Below are 1,526 nucleotides of genomic sequence, written 5' to 3' on the forward strand. Positions count from 1 at the left end.
GACCGAGGACGAGCTGATGGCGTTGCCGGCGTCGGCGCTGGATAAGCTGTTGGGTAATGTGCTTTGACAGGCGGGAGGGACTGCTTGTAGGATCGAGGGACGTTGGGGGGAATCCCGGATTTGTTATCCGGGGTCGTTCCCCCTAACGAAACGGCGCCCTAGGGCGCCGTTTTTTTCGAGCAAATAGTTTGCGTAGAATTTAGGGGTTTTAGATGGGCATCTTACAAAAGGGAACATTGGTTAGGCATGGAACAATCAGCTCTCTATTGCCCAAAATTCTTACGGAAGGCCTTCGGCCGAGAGGGCATATACATAAATACAGGAGCCAGACCGAGGTAAGTCCTGTAGCACCTGGGGTGTATGTAGGCGGATTGCTGGCCTATAACGCAGCCTACGTGAGTTTTGCAGATGCTGCGAAGCAGCTGTCAAGTGGAGAGCTTGGCCTGCACCAAGGCGCTATTCCTGTGGTTCTTGAAATTGAGCTGGGGGAAGATTGCCGAATTGTTGCCGACGAAGATTTTGTCATGCTCGAAGAGCGGGATTCGCAAGGTCGACTCGGCGAGGAGCACAAAATAGAGTTTGAAAGGCGAGTGGTTGATGACGCTCAAGCGGTCTGGGACCAGTACCGAACAGCTTCTATTATTAGAGATGGAGGGATACCGGCAGGCTGGATTAGGCGGGTCGAGTTTCCAGAAGTGAAGCGTGATGTTACGGAAAATATGGAGCGTGACGCGAATCTTTTTGCGCTTGCATGTTGCGCGCATCGTAAGGCTTTCAAGGAAGACCAAATCCACGCGACCCTCTCAGATGCTGGTGGTAAATTTGGTCTTACTAACTCGGCTGCACCCGTTAATGTTTTGTATCGCCTAAAAACTTTTTCGGTTTATAAGGATGAAATTAGAAGGGCTCAGTTTATAGCTGGGTTTCATTCTATCGTGGGAATTAAGTTGGATGGTATTGGTATTCCTCAAATTTATTCATGAGGTGTGCGCTGAGTAAGGCTATCTGGCCTAATTTCCGTTGTTTATTTGTAGAAAGCCGGTTAATCAGTGTGGTGTAATTTTATGGGGGGCGGATGCAGGAGCTGAGTGCAACACAATCATTGAATTGAAGCCGGAGCATCATGCCGCATAGCGATGGCTGTCTGCATCACCTCGCCCATGACTTCGATCGGGCACTTGAAATCGAAGCGTTTGCGTGGACGCATGTTCAATTGCAGGGCTATGGCATCCAGCTCCTCCTGGCTGTGTACCGACAGGTCCGTGCCCTTGGGCAAGTATTGGCGGATCAGGCCATTGATGTTCTCGTTGCTGCCGCGCTGCCAGGGGCTGTGCGGGTCGCAAAAGTAGATCGCCACACCCGTCTTCTGAGTAATTTCGGCGTGCCGCGCCATCTCCCGGCCCTGGTCATAGGTCATGCTCTTGCGCATCGCCAGCGGCATGCGATTGAGCGCCGCGCTGAAGCCTTCCATCGCCAAGGCGACCACGGCACCGCCGCCGCTGGCCGGCAAGCCGAACGGGGAGGGC

At 52.9% G+C, this 1,526-nt stretch carries 2 protein-coding genes; one reads left to right on the forward strand and one right to left on the reverse strand.

From position 1 onward, the window contains the following. Positions 1–395 precede the first annotated feature (395 nt). A complete protein-coding gene (locus AS93_RS20690; protein ID WP_155956168.1) occupies positions 396–983 on the forward strand; it encodes a hypothetical protein in 588 nt (195 codons plus the stop codon). Between the two features lie 116 nt (positions 984–1,099). On the opposite strand, the gene AS93_RS0116285 is transcribed toward AS93_RS20690, so the two are convergent. Continuing rightward, positions 1,100–1,526, reverse strand: a 427-nt coding sequence (locus tag AS93_RS0116285; protein ID WP_027591589.1) for an IS30 family transposase, incomplete at its 5' end; no start/stop codon positions are given.

The sequence above is a fragment of the Pseudomonas sp. RL genome (genome assembly GCF_000647775.1).
Lineage (GTDB): Bacteria > Pseudomonadota > Gammaproteobacteria > Pseudomonadales > Pseudomonadaceae > Serpens > Serpens flexibilis.